Source organism: Cytobacillus sp. FSL R5-0569, assembly GCF_038007265.1.
Taxonomy (GTDB): domain Bacteria; phylum Bacillota; class Bacilli; order Bacillales; family Cytobacillaceae; genus Cytobacillus; species Cytobacillus kochii.
Genome location: NZ_JBBOWW010000001.1, coordinates 1,560,831 through 1,578,235 on the forward strand (window position 1 = coordinate 1,560,831; position 17,405 = coordinate 1,578,235).

Annotated in this window: 17 protein-coding genes; 15 read left to right on the top strand and 2 right to left on the bottom strand. The window is 37.0% G+C overall.

Features of this window, described 5'->3' with window-relative positions:
• Positions 1-12 precede the first annotated feature (12 nt).
• Both MKX78_RS08085 and MKX78_RS08090 read left to right on the top strand, forming a co-directional pair.
• The gene (locus MKX78_RS08085) at positions 13-843 is read left to right on the top strand and encodes a YitT family protein (protein ID WP_095369836.1); all 831 of its coding nucleotides are present in this window, start codon (positions 13-15) and stop codon (positions 841-843) included.
• Positions 844-858: 15 nt separating this feature from the next.
• Complete coding sequence (locus MKX78_RS08090; RefSeq protein WP_307317924.1) at positions 859-1,584, top strand: BsuPI-related putative proteinase inhibitor; 726 nt, start codon at positions 859-861, stop codon at positions 1,582-1,584.
• A 51-nt stretch (positions 1,585-1,635) separates the two neighbouring features.
• Here MKX78_RS08090 and MKX78_RS08095 read toward each other — a convergent pair whose 3' ends face one another.
• Both MKX78_RS08095 and MKX78_RS08100 read right to left on the bottom strand, forming a co-directional pair.
• Positions 1,636-1,788: a hypothetical protein gene (locus MKX78_RS08095; protein ID WP_191814850.1), complete on the bottom strand. Its 153-nt coding sequence runs from the start codon at positions 1,786-1,788 to the stop codon at positions 1,636-1,638.
• 99 nt (positions 1,789-1,887) lie between these two features.
• On the bottom strand, positions 1,888-2,706 hold the full coding sequence (locus MKX78_RS08100) for a Cof-type HAD-IIB family hydrolase (RefSeq protein WP_095369834.1): 819 nt from the start codon (positions 2,704-2,706) through the stop codon (positions 1,888-1,890).
• 228 nt (positions 2,707-2,934) lie between these two features.
• Between MKX78_RS08100 and MKX78_RS08105 the strand changes: the two genes are divergently transcribed.
• The 13 genes from MKX78_RS08105 to MKX78_RS08165 all read left to right on the top strand — a co-directional run bounded on the left by MKX78_RS08105 (position 2,935) and on the right by MKX78_RS08165 (position 17,380).
• A complete protein-coding gene (locus MKX78_RS08105) occupies positions 2,935-3,702 on the top strand; it encodes a prolyl oligopeptidase family serine peptidase (RefSeq protein WP_095369833.1) in 768 nt (255 codons plus the stop codon).
• Between the two features lie 91 nt (positions 3,703-3,793).
• Complete coding sequence (locus MKX78_RS08110; protein WP_095369832.1) at positions 3,794-4,105, top strand: metal-sulfur cluster assembly factor; 312 nt, start codon at positions 3,794-3,796, stop codon at positions 4,103-4,105.
• 246 nt (positions 4,106-4,351) lie between these two features.
• A complete protein-coding gene (gene moaA, locus MKX78_RS08115; protein ID WP_328198732.1) occupies positions 4,352-5,368 on the top strand; it encodes a GTP 3',8-cyclase MoaA in 1,017 nt (338 codons plus the stop codon).
• Between the two features lie 24 nt (positions 5,369-5,392).
• Positions 5,393-6,658, top strand: a complete 1,266-nt coding sequence (locus MKX78_RS08120; RefSeq protein WP_341050444.1) for a molybdopterin molybdotransferase MoeA — start codon at positions 5,393-5,395, stop codon at positions 6,656-6,658.
• Entirely contained in the window at positions 6,652-7,113 is a 462-nt protein-coding gene (mobB, locus tag MKX78_RS08125; RefSeq protein ID WP_095369829.1) for a molybdopterin-guanine dinucleotide biosynthesis protein B, read from the top strand. The genes MKX78_RS08120 and mobB overlap by 7 nt, the downstream gene beginning before the upstream one ends.
• Before the next feature lie 380 nt (positions 7,114-7,493).
• Entirely contained in the window at positions 7,494-8,525 is a 1,032-nt protein-coding gene (gene argC / locus MKX78_RS08130; RefSeq protein WP_095369828.1) for an N-acetyl-gamma-glutamyl-phosphate reductase, read from the top strand.
• A gap of 16 nt (positions 8,526-8,541) precedes the next feature.
• Entirely contained in the window at positions 8,542-9,771 is a 1,230-nt protein-coding gene (gene argJ, locus MKX78_RS08135) for a bifunctional ornithine acetyltransferase/N-acetylglutamate synthase (RefSeq protein WP_340978441.1), read from the top strand.
• Positions 9,772-9,784: 13 nt separating this feature from the next.
• Entirely contained in the window at positions 9,785-10,561 is a 777-nt protein-coding gene (argB, locus tag MKX78_RS08140; RefSeq protein ID WP_095369826.1) for an acetylglutamate kinase, read from the top strand.
• Entirely contained in the window at positions 10,561-11,712 is a 1,152-nt protein-coding gene (locus MKX78_RS08145; protein ID WP_341050445.1) for an acetylornithine transaminase, read from the top strand. The genes argB and MKX78_RS08145 overlap by 1 nt, the downstream gene beginning before the upstream one ends.
• Positions 11,713-11,795: 83 nt before the next feature.
• Positions 11,796-12,875: a carbamoyl phosphate synthase small subunit gene (locus MKX78_RS08150; protein ID WP_328198735.1), complete on the top strand. Its 1,080-nt coding sequence runs from the start codon at positions 11,796-11,798 to the stop codon at positions 12,873-12,875.
• Positions 12,868-15,960: a carbamoyl phosphate synthase large subunit gene (locus MKX78_RS08155; protein ID WP_341050446.1), complete on the top strand. Its 3,093-nt coding sequence runs from the start codon at positions 12,868-12,870 to the stop codon at positions 15,958-15,960. The genes MKX78_RS08150 and MKX78_RS08155 overlap by 8 nt, the downstream gene beginning before the upstream one ends.
• The gene (argF, locus tag MKX78_RS08160; protein WP_307317900.1) at positions 15,957-16,910 is read left to right on the top strand and encodes an ornithine carbamoyltransferase; all 954 of its coding nucleotides are present in this window, start codon (positions 15,957-15,959) and stop codon (positions 16,908-16,910) included. Before MKX78_RS08155 ends, argF begins: the two co-directional genes overlap by 4 nt.
• A 290-nt stretch (positions 16,911-17,200) precedes the next feature.
• Positions 17,201-17,380 carry a YjzC family protein gene (locus MKX78_RS08165; protein ID WP_095369821.1) on the top strand — a complete coding sequence of 60 codons (180 nt, stop codon included), beginning with the start codon at positions 17,201-17,203 and terminating at the stop codon, positions 17,378-17,380.
• Positions 17,381-17,405: the final 25 nt, after the last annotated feature.

Genomic DNA, 17,405 nt, shown 5'->3' on the forward strand with positions numbered 1-17,405 from the left:
AAGGAGGTCAATATGAATTGGATTGAAACAAGAAAAATCATCATTATTGTTGTGGGGGCAATATTAAATGCGATAGCGATGAACTTTTTCCTCATACCCGCAAATGTATATGCGAGCGGCTTTACTGGAGTAGCTCAACTTCTTTCGAGTATATTAAATGGTGCAGTTTCTACTGGCATACTTTTATTTATTTTAAATGTACCAATAGCTATCTTTGCATGGAAACGTGTGGGTAAACTTTTTACCTTATATAGCCTTTTAAGTGTTGTGATTACAACTGTTTCTATGGAGATTATCCCTGTCATCAGTGTATCAAAAGATATTTTGTTAAATGCTGTGTTTGGGGGAGTCATTGCAGCTGTCGGTGTCGGTATCACATTGAAATGGGGCGCTTCAACAGGCGGTATGGATATTATAGCTATGTATCTCTCGAAGGCTAAGGATCGACCAGTTGGTACATACTTTTTTTCATTAAATGCTGTTATTATTATTACAGCTGGCTTCCTTTTTGGATGGGAAAAAGCACTTTATACATTAGTGACATTATATGCATCCACACGGGTTATTGATGCAATTCATACAAGACATGAAAAGCTTACAGCGATGATTATTACTAATAAGCAAGATGAAATGAAGAAGGCCATTCATAATAAATTGGTTAGAGGAATTACAATGATTCCTGCAAGAGGAGCATTTTCCAATGAACATCGGGAAATGCTAATGATTGTAGTATCAAGATATGAATTATTTGACTTACAAAGAACCATTCAAGAAGTAGATCCTAACGCATTCACTAATATTGTAAATACTGCCGATGTCTATGGTGTTTTTAGAAGAGATTAATGAAAGGGGGCAGTTATGCTACATTTACTGCTTAGTGCCATACTTGCGACGAATTTTCTTCCACAGCAGTCTGAAATGGAAGCAAACAACCATATGGATATTCAATTTGAAGTTCAAGCGGTTTCGGAAGAAAAATTGGTCCTTACTTTTACTGTTCATAATCAAACAAATGAATTGGTCGAATTGCAATTTAATTCTTCCCAAAAGTATGATTATGAGGTGGTGGATGAACATGGAAAAGTAATATATAGGTATTCGGATGGAAAAGCCTTTTTACAAATGATTCAAACAGAGAACCTTTCTGCGGGAGAAAAAAAGGAATGGAAGTCTACTTGGGATTATCAAACCGCAAATGAAAATACCTTAAACCCAGGCAGTTATAAGGTTGAGGCAAAATTTTTAGGACAGGTAATAAAGCCAGAAGGAATGGAAATAAACCAAACTTCACAAACCACATTTATGTATGGTAAAGATCAACTCTTTAACAATATTACAGTTGAGGGCAAAGATGGTATCTATCATATTAAGGGGCATTATAAGGGGCAGTTGCCGGTTATGTATTCTGTAGAAGATGGCCATTTTTTGCTTATAAAAGAACAGCCTGTTCAAGTGAATAAAGATGGTGATTTTAATATTGCTGTGAAAGTGAAGGAAGAAGATTTACCAAAAAACGGTTCTTTAATCGCTTACCTTTCTGAAAAGGGAAGTAAAGGAACTCCGATTATACTGCAAAGTTTTTAAGATGGAAAAAGAGCTAACTCGAGAAAAGTTAGCTCTTTTTCCTTCGAAATTTTATATTCCACCGAGGGAAGAGTCATTTACATTCTTTAACTTTTCAGCTTCTGCCTCCGAGTATGTTGAATGGTAGGGTATACGTGCATCATGCTGAGTGACACTATCGGCACCTTGCTTAATAAAGCGCTTCGATTTATTACGTTTGCCCATTTATAATCTCCCCTTAATGAAGAATATTGAAGTAGCTAATTGCTACGACATCCTTTATTTTGTACCATTTTTACTTTTTTTAAAAAGGGTAGATTTTGGTTAGTGTGTTTTTAAATTCAAATAATCATTTAAGAAGATACCAATCCCATCTTCTTCATTTGTTAAGGTCACTTCATTAGCCGCTGTTTTAACAGCGTCAATACCATTACCCATAGCCACACCAATACCAGCAAAATCAAGCATTTCTAAATCATTATCTTCATCACCGAAAGCAATCACTCGCTCTTTAGGAATATTTAAATAATCACAAGCTTGTTGAATGCCAATTGCCTTGTTTAAACCAGCCTTAACGATTTCGATAATATGGAAAGGTTCGCCCCAGCTCCGTTGATGAATAACTTCAGCATGCACATCATTCAAATGGCGCTGAATTTGTGTTATTTGCTCTTGATCTGTATGAATGAGCATACTTGTTGGGGAAGCAGGCAGGAAGTTTCTTAAATCCCCTGTAGTGACTTTTGGGTTACCGAGATTAAACATATTCATCAGTTTTTCATCATGATAATGATAATATACATCATCAAGCACTTCCGCAATAATATTATTGAACTTAAAATCTTGACTAGCATCAATAATGTCTCTTGTCACTTTCATATCAAGAGGCGTATGGCGTATTCCCCATTTTGGATTTGTTGGATGATGAATAAAGGCACCGTTGAAATTAACGATAGGTGTGGTCATTTGCATTTCCTTATAATACATTTCACTTGAACGATAAGGCCTTCCTGTAGCAATCATCACCTCATGTCCGGCTTCACGGGCTTTAAATAGGACTTCTTTTGTTTTTTGTGAGATGGTTTTATTATCTTTTAATAAAGTGCCATCTAAATCAAGAACGATTAAATGTTTTTGTGTCATAATATCTCCTTCAGTTTTTTATAGGAAAAAATCATTCATCTAATAAGCATTAAAGTATGGTAAGGCGCAAATAAATGTTAAACTTGAAAGGCAGTTAATATTTTCAAGTAGTACTTATAATCTAAGTTTACACTATATTACCAATGTATACGGTCATTTGTAAAAGAAATAACCTCTTTTATAAGATGTTTACATTTTCTTATAGTTTTTAACATAGGAGGAGACATAGTGGTTATTATTGATCATCAAGAATTAAAAGGTATTCCCGCTTTGCATATCGTGAAAGATGAGTTTAAATCTGAATCATTGCCTCTCATTTTCTTCATTCATGGTTTTACTAGTGCGAAAGAGCATAACCTACATTATGCCTACCTTCTTGCTGAAAAAGGATTTCGTGTTATATTACCAGAAGTGAATGAACATGGTGAAAGAGGTCATGGATTGCCAGAGCCTGAATTGCAATTGAAATTTTGGGATATGATTATTCAAACAATTAAAGAATTACCTGAGATAAAAGAAGAGTTAGTAGCTAAAGGGTTAGTTGATGAGAATCGTATTGGTGTGGCAGGTACTTCGATGGGCGGAATTATTACACTTGGTGCCTTAACACAATATAAATGGTTGAAGGTGGCAGTTAGTTTAATGGGCATGCCATATTATGAGAAGTTTGCTGGTATGCAAATTGAAACAATGCGGAAAAAAGTAAAGGATTTCCCATTATCAGACACTCAAGTAGAGGCTGTTCTAGATGAAATTACAAAGTATGATTTAAGTAAACAAGAGGAAGTTTTATCAGGGCGTCCGTTGCTATTTTGGCACGGTAAAAAAGATACGACTGTTCCATTTGCGCCAACTTATGACTTTTTTCAAACGATACAACCTTTATACAAGGACCATCCAGACAGGTTGAATTTCATTGTTGATGAAAATGCAGGACATAAGGTAAGCAGAGAAGGATTATTAGCAACAGTTGAATGGTTTCAACGATATTTATAAGAAAAAGAGATAGTTAAAACAGCTATTCCTTTTTCATTGATGACTTTTTTGTTATGATAGCTATAACATATGATATGAGGAGTTGTGTTCGATGGACAAAGATTTAAAAGAAAGCATTATGGGCGCACTTGAACTTGTTGTTGACCCTGAATTAGGAGTAGATATCGTTAATTTAGGACTCGTCTATGATGTTACTATGGATGATGAAGGAAATACGGAAGTTGAAATGACTTTAACTTCCATGGGTTGTCCTTTAGCTGGCACAATTGTTGATCAAGTGAAAACAGCGCTTGCTGATATCCCTGAAGTAAAAAGCACGGAAGTCAATATTGTATGGAGTCCGCCATGGACAAAAGATAAAATGTCTAGATATGCAAAGATTGCATTAGGCGTTCGTGATTAATTAAGGTGTAAGAAAAAACAGCAAAGCATTGCTTGCTGTTTTTTTGTATGAAAAAATATTGAAATAAAATAGCGCTCCTTTGCCTTAGGTACAGGGATAAAGCTTAAAGTAGAGAAGCGAACGATATTTAGTACTCTAATTGGCATATGCCAATAGAAGATTTCATGTTATATTGGAATAAAATCATTTTACATTTTATTTATAGAAAAAGTTATCGACGTGATCGATAAGACGGAGTTGATTTACATGAAACAAACTCATATTAAGGATTCACTCAATCGGCCATTACGAGATTTACGTATATCAGTAATTGACCGTTGCAATTTTAGATGCCAATATTGTATGCCAGCAGAAATTTTCGGACCAGATTTTGTTTTTCTACCTAAGAATGAATTGTTATCTTACGAAGAAATTGAAAGATTAGCACGGATTTTTGTTGGTTTAGGTGTAGAAAAAATTAGGTTAACGGGTGGAGAACCCTTACTACGGAGAGAATTGCCTTTATTAGTGGAGAAACTATCTCAAATTGAAGGCTTAGAGGATATCGGCTTAACAACTAATGGCGTATTATTACCTAAATTTGCTACTCAATTAAAAGCCGCTGGGTTAAAACGGGTGAATATTAGCTTAGATAGTCTGAAAGATGAATTGTTCGGTGAAATTAATGGACGCAATGTTGGGACAGGTCCGGTGATAAAGGGAATACACGCAGCAAAAGAAGCGGGACTCGGTGTCAAAATTAATATGGTTGTGAAAAAAGGCTTAAATGATGAAGAAGTCCTACCAATGGCGAAGTTTTGTAAAGAAAATTCACTACAGTTAAGATATATTGAGTATATGGATGTTGGTGATACAAACGGTTGGAAAATGGATGATGTGGTGACAAAGAAAGAAATTTTCCAGCAATTAAATGAACATTATGATCTTGAGCCTGTTGATCCTGACTACTTTGGCGAAGTTGCTAAAAGGTATCGATACACTGGTACAGATATAGATGTAGGATTTATTACCTCAGTATCTGAATCTTTTTGTTCTAGTTGTACCCGCTCAAGATTATCTGCTAATGGGCAGTTATATACATGTTTATTTAATGGTGAAGGACATGATATTAAATCATTTATTCGGTCAAATGTCTCTGATGATGATATTGTCGGATATGTTACTGACATATGGAACCATCGGAATGATCGTTACTCTGATGTCAGAACAGACGAAACGAGAAAAAATCGCAAAAAACTTGAAATGTCTTATATTGGCGGATAAAGATTATTTAGGGGATGGAAACAGATGCTAGAAAAGAGGAAGCCGATTCAGGTTGCTGAAGCAGTTGAAAAAGTAATGAGATATAAACAAAGCGGCGCCGTTGAATTTGTCTCAATTAAGGAAAGTCATGGTAGATATTTAGGAAAAGATTTAACGGCAACAAGTGATGTACCACATTTTAATCGCTCCCCATATGATGGCTTTGCAGTTAGGTCTATAGATACGAAAGAAGCTTCTTTACAAAATGAGGTCGTTTTTGAAGTAGTTGATCATATTGGAGCAGGCTACGTATCATCAAAGAAAATAGGACCAATGCAAGCAGTACGTATTATGACGGGGGCAAAAATCCCTGATTCATGTGATTGCGTCGTTATGCTTGAGGTAGCGAGATCGTTTGAAGATGGGGACCAATCGTATATGTCTATTAAGCGTAGCTTCAACGCTGGTGACAATGTTTCTTTTCAAGGGGAAGATGCAAAGAAAGGCGAGGTACTCGTTGAAAAGGGGACGAAAATCAATCCTGGTATCCAAGCCATTCTAGCGACATTTGGCTATGCTGAAGTACCTGTAGCTAAAGGTCCGGTTATTGGGTTATTTGCAACTGGAACGGAATTATTAGAAGTGGAAGAAGAACTAGAGGATGGAAAAATAAGAAATAGTAATAGTACGATGCTCATAGCGCAAATCGAGCGCGTTGGTGCTGATGTGAAATATTATGGTAAACTACCAGATGAATTTGATACATGTTACGAAGCAATTTCAACTGCAATTGATGATGTAGACATTCTTATCACAACAGGTGGTGTATCTGTAGGAGACTTTGATTATCTCCCTGCGATATACGAGAAGCTACAGGCGGAAGTTCTGTTTAATAAAGTCGCAATGAGACCTGGTAGTGTTACGACAGTAGCACAGATAAATGGAAAATTATTATTTGGCCTCTCTGGGAATCCTTCTGCTTGTTATGTTGGCTTCGAATTATTTGCAAGACCAATCATTCGTTATATGTTAGGTTGCCGCTCCCCTCATTTAAGAAAAGAAACAGCAATCTTACAGCAGGATTTTCCAAAAGCAAATCCATTTACAAGATTCGTTAGAGCCGATGTGTATGTCACAAATGGATCATTGATGGTGCGACCTAGCGGTGTTGATAAATCAAATATTGTCATGAGTTTAGCAAGAGCAAATGCATTTATGGCATTGCCAGGTGGTACGAGAGGCTATGGTGTTGGAGATATTGTTGAAGTTTTCATGCTTGAAGATTTTGTGGGTAGCAATTGGCCGTGGTAACACCTAAAATTATGCAAGTGGTTGGTTATCAAAATAGTGGTAAGACGACATTCGTCACTCAACTTGTACAAGCACTAGCAGAAAAAGACTTGAATGTTGCAACGATTAAACATCATGGCCACGGTGAACCTGATGTAGTATCAAATAAAGATAGTAGTAGACATATCGTATCAGGAGCAACTGCCACCATTGTCGAAGGTGAAGGCATGCTATTAATGCAAGCAAAAAAGCTTAATTGGACACTTGAAGAGCAGATTCAAGTACTAACTTATATGAATCCAGATGTTATTATTATTGAAGGACATAAAAAAGCAAACTATCCTAAAGTACTATTACTGAGGGATGAAAACGATCAAAACCTTATTGAGCAACTGTCAAACATCAAATATATAGTGACAAAAGATGATAGCAATGAAGTGGTTATAAAGGAAATAGTGAATAAACTTATACGGTAGTTAATAACATGATATTAGTACATAAGATACTCCCCTAAAGGTAGACAGGTTTTAAATAAACCTGCTTTAGCTAGGGGAGTATTTTATTATGCATTCAATTGTATAGAAAAATGGGGATGAACGAAAGAAGGTTAAGGTTAAAAAGAACAGTAAAAAGATTTTTTTAATAAATTAATCATTTTTGGTTTAATTGGCTTATCTTCGGGTAGGGGTTTAAATAAAAGTCCGAAAAATGTGTTAAATCTAAATTTTTATTTAATTTGTTAAAAAAACTTACAAAAACCTGTTGCATTTCTTTTCAGAAATTTCTATAATAGTAGTTAAATATTTAATAAATATGAATAAAAATTTATAAATATACAAAATTAAAGGGTGACATGATGAAAGCTTCAATTATTGGTACTACAGGATATGGTGGGGCAGAACTATTGAGAATATTAAAAAACCACCCCGAATTTGAAATCTCTTCTATACATTCCACTAGAGATAATTTAGCCATTTCTGATGAATATCCACATTTAATCGGAATCATGAACAATCAATTACAAAAGATAGAGCCAGAGAAAATTAGTGAAAGTGCAGATATTGTGTTTTTAGCAACCCCCTCTGGTGTATCGGGTGAATTAGCGGCACAATTTGTGAATAAAAATATTAAAATAGTAGATTTATCAGGAGATTTAAGATTACCAGCATCAGAATATAAACAATGGTATAAGAAAGACCCTACTTCTGATGAGGTGATTAATCAGGCGGTATATGGATTAACTGAGTGGAATCGAGACCAAGTGAAAACTTCTGACCTGATTTCGAACCCTGGTTGTTATCCGACTGCTACATTATTAGGTTTAGCTCCTGTAGTTATTGAGCAATTAATAGAAAAAGATCAAATTATCGTAGATGCAAAATCAGGCATCTCAGGTGCGGGTCGTTCTCTATCAAGGACGTCGAGTTTCGCCGAGGCGAATGAGAACTTCTCGGCATATAAAGTGAATCAACATCAACATACACCTGAAATTGAACAACAATTAAAGGTTTGGAATAAGGAAATGGAAGCAATCACATTTACTACACAGTTACTACCAATCACCAGAGGTATCATGGCTACAAGTTATGTGAAACTGAAAGAAAGTTACTCGACTAAACAGTTAGTGGAATTATACGAGCATACTTACCAGCAAAGTCCGTTTGTACGTGTTCGTCCAGTCGGTAATTATCCATCAGTAAAAGAGGTAGCCGGTTCTAATTATTGTGATATTGGTTTACATGTTGATGAGCGCACAGGCCGAATGACAATTATCTCTGTAATTGATAATTTAATGAAAGGGGCAGCTGGTCAGGCTGTGCAAAATGCAAATTTAATGTTTGGAATGGAAGAAACGACAGGGCTGGAAATGTCCCCGTTATACCCATAAGGAGGAACGACAAACAATGGAAGCAACTAAAAACAGCCTTATTACATATATACAAGATGGCTCTATTACAACACCAAAAGGTTTTAAGGCTGATGGTATTTATGCAGGGCTTAGTAAAGGGAAAAAGGATCTTGGAATGATTGTTAGTGAACAACCAGCGAGTAGTGCAGGTGTTTATACAACAAGTTCCTTTAAAGCAGCTCCTTTATTAGTAACCCAAGAAAGTATTGCCGCTAAAGGTAAGCTTCAAGCGATTGTCGTAAATAGTGCTTGTGCAAATGCTTGTACAGGAAAGCAAGGGCTTGAAGACGCTTATAAGATGAGAAAGCTGACTGCAGAGCAATTAAATTTGACTGAGCACTTAGTCGGAGTTGCATCTACTGGAGTCATTGGCGAATTTTTAGATATGGAAAAAATCGACCAAGGGATAAAATCCATCCAACCACAAGCAACAAAAGAACATGCTAATAGTTTTGCTACAGCAATTTTAACAACTGATTTAATTGATAAGCAGACTTGCTACTCAGCTGAAATAGCAGGTGGGACGATTCATATGGCAGGTGCAGCAAAAGGGTCAGGAATGATCCACCCTAATATGGCAACAATGCTTGGTTTTGTGACAACGGATGCGCAGGTAAGTCCCAGTGATCTACAGATGGCACTTAAAGAAATCACAAACGAGACATTTAACCAGATTACAGTAGATGGAGATACATCTACAAATGATATGGTCCTTGTTATGGCAAATGGGATGAGCGAAACGGGAATATTGAGTCCAGCTCATAAAGATTGGCCCATTTTCATAGCGTTGTTAAAACAAACATGTGAAGAGTTGGCAAAATCAATTGCTAGAGACGGCGAAGGTGCTACCAAACTTGTTGAAGTAATAGTCAAGGGTGCCATTACAAACGAAGAGGCACAAAAAGCGGCTAAACAAATTGTTGGTTCTAATTTAGTGAAGACAGCTATTCACGGAGCAGACGCTAATTGGGGACGAATAATTGGTGCGCTAGGGCAAAGTCAAGTACAGGTTGATCCGAATAATGTAGATATTTCTATAGGCCCCATTCAAATGTTAAAAGAGAGTACTCCCGTTTCCTTTTCTGAAGAAGAAGCGAAGGCATATTTACTTGGTGAAATGGTGGAAATTCACGTTGATCTACATATTGGCGAATGCTTAGCAAAAGCTTGGGGATGCGATTTGTCGTATGATTACGTGAAAATAAATGCAAGTTATCGTTCCTAAGGAGGAATAGACAATGAAGCGTATTGTAATAAAATGTGGGGGAAGCGTGATGGATCAGCTATCACCTGCGTTCTTTGAAAGTTTACATCATTTACAGAAGAATGGTTACCAACTTATTTTTGTTCACGGTGGTGGTCCTGAAATAAACAAAATGCTGCAAATACACAAGGTAGAATCACAATTTATCAATGGTTTAAGAAAAACAACGCCAGAGACTATGAAGATTGTTGAAATGGTGTTATCAGGTGTAGCCAACAGGAAGTTAGCAACATTGCTTGATAGTAATGGTTTTAAAGCAGTTGGTTTGAATGGAAGTGACCACGGTTTCCTACAAGCTGATTTTATTAATGAAACAGAGCTTGGGTTAGTAGGAGAAATTACCAAAGTGAAAGCGGAGTTATTAGAAGTAATTCTTAATAAAGGCTATATACCTGTTGTAACACCTATTGCTACAACAGAAAGTGGCAAGAAGTTAAACATCAATGCAGATTTTGCTGCTGCATCTGTAGCAAAAGCAATTGAAGCGGAAATGTGTATATTCGTCACCGATGTTGAAGGTGTATTAATTGATAAACAACTCGTAGAGCATTTAGATACAGAAGAAATAAAACAGCATATTGACAGTGGTGAGATATCGGGCGGGATGATACCAAAGGTAAACTCTGCAGTGGCGGTGTTAGAACAAGGGCTTGCTAGTGTAATGATTGCTTCTGGGAAGCACAACTTTTTTAATGGAGAAGCTTGGATAGGGACAAAAATGACAAAAAAACAAGTAGAGGTGGTACAATAATGAATCGTTTATTCCCCACATATGCTCGCTGGGAAGTAGAACCAGCAGATGCAAAAGGCACAAAACTAATAGATAAAAACGGGAAAGAATATTTAGATTTCACCTCCGGAATTGGTGTCACTAACTTAGGTCATCGTCCCGATTCAGTCCAAGCAGCGATCACAAAGCAATTAAATAAGTTTTGGCATGTATCCAATCTATTTACACAAGAACAACAAGCAGTGGCAGCAGAAAAGTTAGCTCATGCATCTGGTTTAGCTTATACATTCTTTGCAAATAGCGGAGCAGAGGCAAATGAAGGGGCAATTAAATTAGCCAAAAAAGCTACAGGTAAAGATAAAATCATAACTTTTAATAAATCTTTTCACGGTCGAACAATTGCTACGATGGGTGCAACAGGTCAGGATAAAGTAAAACAAGGGTTTGGGAGTATGCTGCCAACATTTTCGTATGCTACTTTTAATGATATCGAGTCGGTGAAATCATTAATAGATAATGAAACAGCGGCCGTGATGGTGGAAGTGGTTCAAGGTGAGGGTGGTATTCATCTTGCAGATTCAGCCTTTTTAGAAGAATTGCAACAATTATGTCATGAATACCAAGCATTGCTAATTATTGATGAAATTCAAACAGGCATTGGTAGAACAGGTAAACCATTTGCCTTTCAACATTATGACCTACAACCAGACATAATTACCTGTGCAAAAGGGCTTGGAAGTGGGCTACCAATCGGTGCTATCATAGGCAAAGAAAATTTAAAGGAATACTTTGGTCCAGGTAGCCATGGTTCCACATTTGGAGGAAATCCATTAAGTATTGCCTCAGCAATCGCTACAATGGAGATAGTCTTCAATGAGGATTTTTTGTCAGAAGTGAATGAAAAAGCAGAATATTTACTTGAACAGTTGAAGAAATCGCTATACAATATAGAAGAGGTAACTGCTATTCGTTCATTAGGATTAATGATTGGTATAGAGATGAATACAAATACGGCATCTTTATTGCAATTCTTAAGAAATGATGGCTTGCTTACGTTATCGGCGGGTGAAAATGTCTTGAGATTATTACCACCGTTAACAGTAACAGTAGAAGAGATCAATCAAGCAGTCGCTATACTAAAAAAGAATATAGTTCCAGTTCAGACAGCCTGAAATATGGCTGCATTTTTAAAACTAAAAATGCATAAAAATTAATTTTGTTTAATGAATATACAGAAGTTCACGAGGTGTTAAAGATGGAAGGGTATCTACATTTAAAAAGCGGTCATTGTTATAAAGGGGAATGGCTAAATACGCCACCACAAAATGAGGTTGCAGGAGAAATTGTTTTCTTTACAGGAATGACAGGTTATCAAGAAGTGCTAACAGATCCATCCTATAAAGATCAGATTATCGTTTTCACTTATCCTTTAATTGGGAATTATGGCGTGAATGAATCAGACTTTGAGAGTAAGAAGCCACATGTAGCTGGAGTGATTGTTTATGAGGGGACTAATGAACCTTCACATTATCAATCTTCCTATACACTGAAGGAGTATTTGCATAAATGGAATATTCCTGTGCTAGGGCATATGGATACAAGGTCAATTGTGAAAAAAATTCGGGCAGTTGGTTCCATGCCAGCAACTATGTCAACTCATTCTGTAAAAGAAACAACATGGAGTAAACAAGAGGATCATAAGGTTGAATTGGTTTCTAATCCTCAGATGCACACATATGGTGAAGGTGATAAACATGTTGTTCTTTATGATTTTGGCTATAAGAAATCAATACTTAATAGCTTATTACAGCAAAATTGTAAAGTGACCACTGTGCCATTTTCTACAACATTCAATGAAGTTGCTAAGTTAAATCCTGATGGTATCCTACTGTCCAATGGTCCTGGAGATCCGAAAACGCTTCAAAATGTCTTACCTGAACTTAAAAAAGTAATTACGAGCTACCCTACTTTAGGGATTTGTTTAGGACATCAGTTAGCAGCACTTGCACTTGGGGGGAACACAACAAAGTTATCTTTTGGACACAGAGGGGCGAATCACCCTATTAGTGATCTGAAAACAGGACGTGTCATGATGTCTTCACAAAACCATAGCTATGTTGTTGATACAGTAAGTTTAGAAACAACTGGGTTTAAAACAAGGTTCATTAATTTGCATGATCAATCTGTTGAGGGTCTTACTCATGAAATTTATCCGATTGAGACGGTACAATTTCACCCTGAAGCTAATCCTGGACCAACAGATACGCATTATTTATTTTTAGAATTTATTCAAACGATTGAAGAGAAGAAAGGGAGCGTTATCGCATATGCCTAAAGACAACAGTATCCAATCTATCCTGGTCATCGGATCGGGACCAATCGTGATTGGGCAAGCAGCAGAATTTGACTACGCAGGCACGCAAGCATGCGCGGCGCTTAAAGAAGAAGGCTATAAGGTAATATTAGTAAATAATAACCCTGCAACAATTATGTCAGATCACGCATTTGCAGATAAGATTTACTTTGAACCATTAACAGTAAATAGTATTGAAAAAATCATTCAAAAAGAAAAACCAGATGGCTTATTAGGAACTTTAGGTGGTCAAACAGGTCTAAATTTAACCTTTCAACTAAGTGAAGCAGGCGTATTAGATAAATATGAGGTGAAACTTTTAGGTAGCAGTATCGAAGCAATAAAAAAAGGTGAAGACCGGGAAGCATTTCGCCAATTAATGAATGACCTAAATGAACCAGTTCCAGAAAGTGAAATCGTTCATCATGTGGAAGAAGCGGTTGCGTTTGCTGAAAAGATTGGTTTCCCTATCATTATCCGACCTGCTTATACCCTAGGTGGAACAGGTGGCGGTATTGCAACAGATATGAATGAATTAAAGCATTTCGTTAAGAGTGGCCTAAAAGAAAGTACGATTACGCAAGTGCTAGTAGAGAGAAGTATTGCTGGGTTTAAAGAGGTAGAATATGAAGTGATGCGCGACAGCAACAATACTTGTATCACCATTTGTAATATGGAGAACATTGATCCAGTAGGTGTACATACAGGAGATAGTATTGTTGTTGCCCCGAGTCAGACATTAAGCGATGTAGAGTACCAAATGCTTCGTAGTGCTTCTGTCAAAATTATTTCTGAGTTAGGCATCATTGGTGGATGCAATATTCAATTTGCTCTAGACCCAGAAAGTAAAAATTACTACCTGATTGAGGTGAATCCTCGTGTTAGTCGATCTTCTGCTCTTGCTTCTAAAGCAACTGGATATCCGATTGCAAGAATGGCAGCAAAGTTGGCTGTAGGCTATCATCTTTCTGAAATTATTAACCCAGTTACTGGTGATACTTTTGCTAGTTTTGAACCGGCACTAGACTATTGCATTGTCAAATTTCCAAAATGGGCGTTTGATAAGTTCTCTGATGCTGATCGCAAATTAGGCACGCAAATGAAAGCAACAGGAGAAGTAATGGGGATTGATAGAAACTTGGAGAGAGCGCTGATCAAAGCGGTTCATTCCCTTGAAGGAAAAGGACTTGATCTTCACTATCCTCGGATCAAAAAAGATACAAAAGAGACGTTACTGAAGGAGTTAGCTGGCCAAACAGATGAAAGATTCTTCATTATATTAGAGTTAATGAGACGTGGGGTAAGCGCTGAAGAGATAAAAAACATCACTAAAATTGATTATTTTTATCTGTCAGCTTTCCAACGTTTAATCTCATTAGAAAAAGAGATTGCACAAGCTTCACTCGAAAATATTGAGCCAGAAATGATGCAACTGATCAAAGAAAAGGGCTTTGGTGATGCCTACCTTGCTTCAGTGTGGCAGGTCGATGAAAAAGCTGTTCGTCATAAAAGAAAAGAAATGGGGATAATCCCATCTTATAAAATGGTTGATACATGTGCCGCCGAATTCGCTGCGTCTTCCAATTATTTTTACTCTAGCTATTTTGGAGAAAATGAACAAATACCGAGCGATAAAAGAAAAGTTTTAATCATTGGTAGTGGTCCGATACGAATTGGCCAGGGAATTGAATTTGATTATTGTTCTGTACAAAGTGTCTTTGCTTTAAAAGATGAAGGTATTGAAACGATTATGATTAATAATAATCCAGAAACAGTCAGCACAGATTTTACGACAGCAGATCGTCTTTATTTTGAACCATTAATCATTGAAGACGTGATGAATGTAATTGAAGCGGAACAAGTGAATGAAGTCATTGTTCAAGTAGGGGGACAAACAGCGCTTAACTTAGCTAATCAGCTAGAGGATTACGGGGTAAAATTACTCGGTACTGATTCGAAAACTATTGATACCCTTGAAGATAGAGAATTATTTTATCAATTATTAGATGAACTTGAAATCCCACATATTCAAGGATACGTGGCAGAAAATGAAGTTGAACTCGAACAATATGTAAACCAAATCGGCTATCCTGTATTGATTAGACCATCTTATGTAATCGGTGGGATGGGAATGGAAACCATTTATAATGATGAAGCGTTTCAAGTTTATAAAAAGAAGGATATTCCATTCCCTGTACTTGTAGATCAATTTTTACAGGCGAAAGAGGCGGAGCTTGACTTAGCCGCAGACGGAGAGCATGTTCTCATCCCGGCAGTTATGGAGCATATTGAAAGGACCGGGGTTCATTCTGGTGATAGTATGTCAGTCTTACCGCCACAAAGCTTATCGAAAGAAGTACAAAATCTTATGATTAAGTATGGACAATTGATGGTTAAAAAGCTTGGATATAAAGGTTTAATGAACATCCAATATATTATTGATGATAACAAAGTTTACTTACTTGAAGTAAACCCGAGGGCAAGTCGAACGGTGCCAATTGTAAGTAAAGTGACTGCTATTCCATTGGTTCAAGAGGCAACGAAAGTATTATTAGGAAAGCAATTTTTCGAAAAAGACCAACTTCCAGAAGATACGAAGCAAACATTTGTTACTGTCAAATATCCGGTTTTCTCTAACTATGCACTAAAAGGTCTTGATGCTAAAGTAGGACCAGAAATGAAGTCAACTGGGGAAGGAATTGCGTTAGCAGCGACTTTACCACAAGCTTTAAAGAAAGTGTTCCAATTACATGGAGATAAAGAACGGTCCGTTTTGTATAGTGGTGAATTAACAGATGTAATTAGGAAATTGGCAAAAGAGTCAAATACCAAATTGCTAGATGCTCAAGGTGCCGAATTAGATGAAACAACTGTTGCACTTTACAATCCGTTCACTGGTGATGAAAACCAACGTATGCGGGAATGGGCGGTTAAAAACAGACTACACACTTTTAGTGAATTAGAGTCGCTTGAGGCCTATTTACTTGCTTTAACCGAAAAGGATTGGCAAGCAGTAGCAATTGAGGATTGGCAAAAAGACAATGTAAAGGAAGTGACGATATCATGATTACAACATCGACTGTATGTGGTAAAAAGTTAGATATACAAGGACAGGATATGCTAACATTAGCTGATTATTCTTCTGAAGAAATCATTGGTCTTGTCGAAAAGGCATATGAAATGAAGCAAACGGATCATCAAGCCGAAGAGCCATTGAAGGGCAAAATATTGGGAATGATTTTTGAAAAGTCATCTACACGTACAAGGGTTTCCTTTGAAGCGGGTATGTTACAACTTGGCGGTCATGCCCTATATTTAAATAGTAATGATATGCAAATCGGTAGAGGAGAAACGATTGCAGATACAGCAAAAGTATTATCTAATTATGTTGATGGTATTATGATTCGTACATTTTCTCATGATATTATAGAAGAACTTGCAACACATGCTACTATTCCAGTGATTAATGGGTTAACGGACCAATATCATCCTTGTCAAGCACTAGCAGACTTGTTAACGATTAAAGAAGTAAAAGGACAATTAGCAGGTATCAGTTGTGTTTATGTAGGAGATGGCAATAATGTAGCTCACTCATTAATGATTGCAGCAGCAAAAGTTGGCATGCATATGACGATTGCATGTCCCAAAGGCTACGAACCAGATGAAAAAGTGGTTGCTTTAGCACAAGGATTTGCTGAAGTGACAGGTAGTAAAATTCTCGTCGAAAACGATGTGAAAAAGGCGGTTGATGACGCTGATGTCATCTATACAGACGTCTGGACGAGTATGGGTCAAGAAGAAGAAAATGAAATGCGTTTACAAGTCTTTCATGATTATCAAGTGAACGAGTCACTAGTAGCCTGTGCAAAAGAAGATTATTTATTCCTTCACTGTTTGCCCGCACACCGTGGGGAAGAAGTCTCGGCGTCTGTTATTGACGGTGATCACTCCGCTGTTTTCCAACAAGCAGGCAATCGCCTTCACGCACAAAAAGCCTTATTAACTGAATTACTATAAGTTTCCTGAAGCATGAATTATTCTGTTCCTAGAATGGTTCGTGCTTTTTATCATTAGAGGAGAATTTAGGCAGTTTGAGGTGAGCAAAAAGGTATAGCTCTTCCATTGAGAGGAAAAATGGGCAAAGATAGCTGCGGAGTAAGAGTGATTTAAAAAGTACACCCAACAATAAAAGCGCCAAAGCTAGGCTTGCAATCTGATTTGAGTAAAACACAATACCTACAATTTCCTTTATGATTCCTCCTTCTCGCGGAAATAATAAAAGTGTAAGTTTGAAGGAGGTGCTCATTTTGGGACAAAATCGACAATTTAGAGCAGGGCAGAAAGCGCCGAATAATGGTAAATATATTGAAATTGGAGAAACTGGCAGTAATGTGAATAACCCACAAGTGGTAAGTCTTCGTGCGGGTGATCGATTTCCTGAAAACTCAAACCATAATCGATTATGGACTTATCAAAGAAAACCATAATAATGAAACCGATCAGATGCCATCC

What these genes read in the sequence shown, in the direction of transcription:
- MKX78_RS08085 (WP_095369836.1), top strand. Translation starts at nt 13, where the DNA reads ATGAATTGGATTGAAACAAGAAAAATCATCATTATTGTTGTGGGGGCA.
- MKX78_RS08090 (WP_307317924.1), top strand. Translation starts at nt 859, where the DNA reads ATGCTACATTTACTGCTTAGTGCCATACTTGCGACGAATTTTCTTCCA.
- MKX78_RS08095 (WP_191814850.1), bottom strand. Translation starts at nt 1,788, where the DNA reads ATGGGCAAACGTAATAAATCGAAGCGCTTTATTAAGCAAGGTGCCGAT.
- MKX78_RS08100 (WP_095369834.1), bottom strand. Translation starts at nt 2,706, where the DNA reads ATGACACAAAAACATTTAATCGTTCTTGATTTAGATGGCACTTTATTA.
- MKX78_RS08110 (WP_095369832.1), top strand. Translation starts at nt 3,794, where the DNA reads ATGGACAAAGATTTAAAAGAAAGCATTATGGGCGCACTTGAACTTGTT.
- moaA (WP_328198732.1), top strand. Translation starts at nt 4,352, where the DNA reads ATGAAACAAACTCATATTAAGGATTCACTCAATCGGCCATTACGAGAT.
- MKX78_RS08120 (WP_341050444.1), top strand. Translation starts at nt 5,393, where the DNA reads ATGCTAGAAAAGAGGAAGCCGATTCAGGTTGCTGAAGCAGTTGAAAAA.
- argC (WP_095369828.1), top strand. Translation starts at nt 7,494, where the DNA reads ATGAAAGCTTCAATTATTGGTACTACAGGATATGGTGGGGCAGAACTA.
- argJ (WP_340978441.1), top strand. Translation starts at nt 8,542, where the DNA reads ATGGAAGCAACTAAAAACAGCCTTATTACATATATACAAGATGGCTCT.
- argB (WP_095369826.1), top strand. Translation starts at nt 9,785, where the DNA reads ATGAAGCGTATTGTAATAAAATGTGGGGGAAGCGTGATGGATCAGCTA.
- MKX78_RS08145 (WP_341050445.1), top strand. Translation starts at nt 10,561, where the DNA reads ATGAATCGTTTATTCCCCACATATGCTCGCTGGGAAGTAGAACCAGCA.
- MKX78_RS08150 (WP_328198735.1), top strand. Translation starts at nt 11,796, where the DNA reads ATGGAAGGGTATCTACATTTAAAAAGCGGTCATTGTTATAAAGGGGAA.
- MKX78_RS08155 (WP_341050446.1), top strand. Translation starts at nt 12,868, where the DNA reads ATGCCTAAAGACAACAGTATCCAATCTATCCTGGTCATCGGATCGGGA.
- argF (WP_307317900.1), top strand. Translation starts at nt 15,957, where the DNA reads ATGATTACAACATCGACTGTATGTGGTAAAAAGTTAGATATACAAGGA.